The organism is Microbacterium sp. Leaf351, from assembly GCF_001423825.1.
Taxonomy (GTDB): Bacteria; Actinomycetota; Actinomycetes; order Actinomycetales; family Microbacteriaceae; genus Microbacterium; species Microbacterium ginsengisoli.
On sequence record NZ_LMPK01000034.1, the window covers coordinates 102869 to 107126 of the forward strand.

3 protein-coding genes and 1 pseudogene are annotated in these 4258 nt (G+C 73.5%); 3 read left to right on the top strand and 1 reads right to left on the bottom strand.

Annotated elements, in window-relative coordinates; translation table 11 throughout:
• Positions 1–212: 212 nt before the first annotated feature.
• Positions 213–1190 carry a hypothetical protein gene (locus tag ASG00_RS15830; RefSeq protein WP_442922642.1) on the top strand — a complete coding sequence of 326 codons (978 nt, stop codon included), beginning with the start codon at positions 213–215 and terminating at the stop codon, positions 1188–1190.
• A 3-nt stretch (positions 1191–1193) separates the two neighbouring features.
• On the opposite strand, the gene ASG00_RS10630 is transcribed toward ASG00_RS15830, so the two are convergent.
• Positions 1194–3167: a GDSL-type esterase/lipase family protein gene (locus ASG00_RS10630; RefSeq protein ID WP_056209414.1), complete on the bottom strand. Its 1974-nt coding sequence runs from the start codon at positions 3165–3167 to the stop codon at positions 1194–1196.
• Positions 3168–3270: 103 nt separating this feature from the next.
• Here ASG00_RS10630 and ASG00_RS10635 point away from each other — a divergent pair, with 103 nt between their 5' ends.
• Both ASG00_RS10635 and ASG00_RS10640 read left to right on the top strand, forming a co-directional pair.
• Positions 3271–3933: a DedA family protein gene (locus ASG00_RS10635; RefSeq protein WP_235557450.1), complete on the top strand. Its 663-nt coding sequence runs from the start codon at positions 3271–3273 to the stop codon at positions 3931–3933.
• 5 nt (positions 3934–3938) lie between these two features.
• A pseudogene (locus tag ASG00_RS10640) lies at positions 3939–4258 on the top strand (SRPBCC family protein); the annotation flags it as partial.

Sequence of the window (4258 nt, forward strand, 5' to 3'; positions counted from 1 at the left end):
ACCGCGCCGGCGCGGTCGCGGTGGCCGCGGTGCTCGGGCTCGTGGTGGGAATCTCCGCACCGACCGCGGCCGACGGCGCGGAGAACGATCCCACGTGGGCGCAGGTGCAGGCGGCCAAGTCATCGGTGGCCGCGACGCAGGCCGAGATCGCCACGATCCAGCAGATCCTCGCGAGCGCGCAGCAGGAGGCGGCGGCGACCTCGACCGCGGCGATGACGGCCACGGCAGCCGCCGATGCGGCCGCCGCCGAGCTCGCGACCGCGACCGCGCGCGCCGACGACCTGGCGGCGCAGAGCGCGACAGCGGATGCCGCGGCCCGCCGCGCCACCACTGCGGCCGCGACACTCGCAGCCACCCTCTACCGCACGCAGACCGACGGCCCGGTGCTCGCGCGGCTGCTGACGAGCGCCGACCCGACCGACCTGCTCTCCCGACTCTCTCTGCTCGATCGCCTCGGCGCGACCTGGCAGGTCGTGCTCGGCGAGGCGACCCGCACGGCCGGCCTTGCATCGACGCTGCGCACGCAGGCGGATGCCGCGCAGGCAGCTCGCGCGCAGGCGGCCGATGCGGCGACGGCCACCGCGCAGGCCGCGCAGGCCGCGGCGGCGGCGGATGCGGCATCCGTCAGCCGCACCCTCGCACGGCAGGCGACGCTCATCGCCCAGCTCGCCTCGCTGAAGAACACGTCGGCCGCACTCGAGCAGCAGTACCTGCTCGCGCAGCAGGTCGCGGCGCAACCGCCGCAGACGGCACCGAGCGGCGGGTCTGGGTCGGGGTCGAGCGGGGCGGGGTCCGGGTCGGGCGGGTCAGGGTCAACCGGCGGGGCGGGATCAGGCGGGTCGGGTTCCGGGTCGTCCGGCGGCACCGACTACGGTGTCGTCGTCGATCCGGCCGGCGCGCAGGCCTACGCCCGGGGCGCGATAGGGGCGTACGGCTGGGGATCCGACCAGTTCTCGTGCCTCGTGTCGCTGTGGAATCGCGAATCGGGCTGGCGGGCGAACGCCCTGAACCCCTCGAGCGGGGCGTATGGCATCCCGCAGGCGCTGCCGGGCTCGAAGATGGCCACCGCCGGAGCCGACTGGCGCACCAACGGCAACACGCAGATCAATTGGGGCCTCGCCTACATCAGCGCGCGCTACGGCTCCCCCTGCGGTGCGTGGGCGCACTCGCAGGCGACCGGCTGGTACTGAGCCTCAGACGCGGCCTCGCACGCCGTCACCGCCGACCGGAAGGTCGACGTAGTCGTCGTGCTTGGCCGACAACCCGTCCCCCGCGGTGCGCCCATGCAGGCGGCGCCAGATCCACGGCAGCGCGTGCCGGCGAAGCCAGCCGTGCGGATCCGGGGCGTCGTCGTCGGCGTGAAGTGCGGCATCGAGCCCGCCGAGCGCCTCGGCATCGGGCACCCCCAGCGCTTCCGCCGCCCGGTACGCGAGGAAGCGGTGGCCGCGGGAGCGCATGTGCACCTTGTCGTCGGCCCACATGTCGAGGTCGCCGAGCGCCGGATGCGCCTCGGTGTCGAGCAGCATCGACCCGGTGTCGCGGGCGATGCGCCGCAGCTCCGAGGCGTAGACGGCGAACCGTCGCGCGAACAGCCGCGCCGCGCGGCGCCGCGGAAGGAAGGGAGTGACCAGCAGCACGTCGACGCCGGCGTCCCGCAGGCGACGCACCTGCGCCTCGAGGCGGGCGGCGAGCGCGAGCGGGTCGGCGCCGTGCCCGACGAGGTCGTTGGCCCCCATGAGGATCGACACGAGGTCCGGGCGCAGGCCGAGGGCTCGGGTGACCTGATCGGTCTCGAGGTCGCGCACGCGGCGGCTGCGCACCGCGAGGTTTGCGAACCGGAACGGCGCGGCGCCCGCCGATCCGTGCGCGAGCAGCATCGCGAGCCGGTCGGCCCAGCCCCGGTACATCCCGGCCGGCATACGGGAGGTGTCGCACAGGCCCTCGGTGATCGAGTCGCCGAGGGCGACGTAGCGGTGCCACGCGATCGGATGCGGCGCGGGGGCCGTGCGTGCGACGGTCTCCGGGCGGATCGCGGCGCGCACGAAGAGCGCGTCATCGATGCGTCGCATGTCCCGAGCCTCGTCGTAGTGCTGCACGAGCCGGCCGACGAGCGCGCTCCATGTGCGCTCCCTCACGCCTTCGCGCGCCGCCCGGGAGAACGCGCGGCGTTTTGCGTCGTCGCCGACGAGATCCTCGACCCGGGCGCGCAGGTCGCCGAGGTCTCCCGGCCGATAGAGCCAGCCGTCGAGGCTCGAGTGCACGAGGTCCACCGGGCCGCCGCGCCCGGTCGCGACGACCGGCACCCCGCTCGCGAGCGCCTCCTGGATGGTCTGACCGAAGGTCTCACTCTCCCCCGGGTGGACGAAGACGTCGAAGCTCGCGACCGCGCGGGCGAGATCGTCGCCACCCAGGTGGCCGAGGAACATCGCGCGCGGCAGCTCGCGTTCGAGCTGCGCCCGCGAGGGCCCGTCGCCGACGATGACGAGCCGGGTGCCGGGGATGTCGGCGACGGCCCGCAGGTCCTCCACCTGCTTCTCGGGCGCGAGACGCCCGACGTAGCCGATGAGCTGCTCGCCGGGGGCCGTGCGCGCGCGCCACAGATCGCTGCGCCGCTCGGGCGCGAATCGCTCGGCGTCGACGCCGCGCCCCCACATCCGCACCCGGTCGACGCCCAGCTCGTTCAGCTGTGCGATCGAGGCGGTCGAGGGCGCGAGAGTCGAGGTCGCGCGACGGTGCAGGCGTGTGACGTGGCCTTCGACGAGGGCGGTCGCCTTCGGCAGGCCGTATTTCCGGGCGTAGGCGACGACGTCGGTCTGGTAGATCGCGACCGACGGCAGGTGCAGACCGTCGGCGGCGACGAGCGCCTGCCAGCCCAGCACGAAGGGCGATGCGAGGTGAACGACGTCCGGCTGGAAGTCGCGGAGGATCCCGGCGATGCGGGCGGCCCGCGCGAACACGAGACGCACCTGCGGATAGGAGGGCATCGGCACCGATCGCAGCAGCTCGGTGCGGGCGGCATCGACGGCGCCGATCGTGTCGGGCGCCTTCGGGGCGATGACGAGGGTCTCGTGCCCGGCCTCGCCCAGGTGCCGCAGCACGTGGAGCACAGAGCCGGTGACCCCGTTCATGTGGGGGAGGAAGGATTCAGCGACCAGCGCGACTCTCACGACACCAGGGTGGGGTGCCTACGACACGCGGATGCCCCGAATCGGCCGCGATCGCCGAGTGTTCACCCAGGTTCCCACCGCCGGTCACCGAGGGTTCCCCGACGTGTCGACTCCCGCCTGGGATCGTGGGCATCCGATGGTCGACGACTGGCTGACCGGGCTCGCCGAGAGCCCGTGGGCGCTCCCCCTGCTGGCCGCGCTCGTGTTCGGCGACGCCTTCCTGGTGGTCCTCCCCGGGGAGACCGCGGTGACGGCGTTCGGCGCGCTGGCGGTGGCCACGGGGCATCCGTTCATCGTCGCGGTGATCCTGGTCGCGGCTGTCGCCGCATTCGCCGGCGACACGTGCTGCTACCTGATCGGGCGCACGGTCGGGCTCGATCGATGGCGATGGATGCAGCGGCCGAAGATCCGCGCGGCGTTCGATTGGGCGCGGGCCCGACTGCACCGACGCGCGGGGGCCGTGGTGTTCACCGCCCGGTTCATCCCGTTCGCCCGCCTCGCCGTGAATCTCGTCGCCGGGGCGTCCCACGTGCCCGCCGCTCGCTATCTCGGCGTGACGGGAACGGCCGCCCTCGGATGGGCGGCATATCAGGCGCTCATCGGGGCGGCCGCAGCGGTGCTGCTGCCGGGCGGCCCGATCGTCGCCGTGCTCGTCTCGATCGTGGTCGCGCTGGCGATCGGGTTCGTCGTCGATGCTGCGCTCGCGCGGCGCGGGGTCGTGCCGACCGCGCCCGCAGACACGCCACCGGCCGACCCACTAGGGTGAGCGCCATGCCTCGCCAATACGTCGACGTCGTCGAGCACATCGACGCCCCCGCCGAAGCCGTCTTCGACCGCATCAACGAGCTCGGCCGTTTCAACGACTGGAACCCGTTCCCCACGATGGACCCGACCACCGTGACCAGCAACGAGGGCCCCACGAGCGGAGTCGGCTCGGTGTTCCTCTACGAGGGAAAGCGCCTCGGCAAGGGACGCATGGAGATTACCGGCACCGAGCGTCCGTCGCGACTCGACGTCGCGATGACCTTCTGGACGCCCAAGCCCTCGACCTCCGACGTGGTGTTCTCCATCACTCCGGCGGCCGCCGGAGG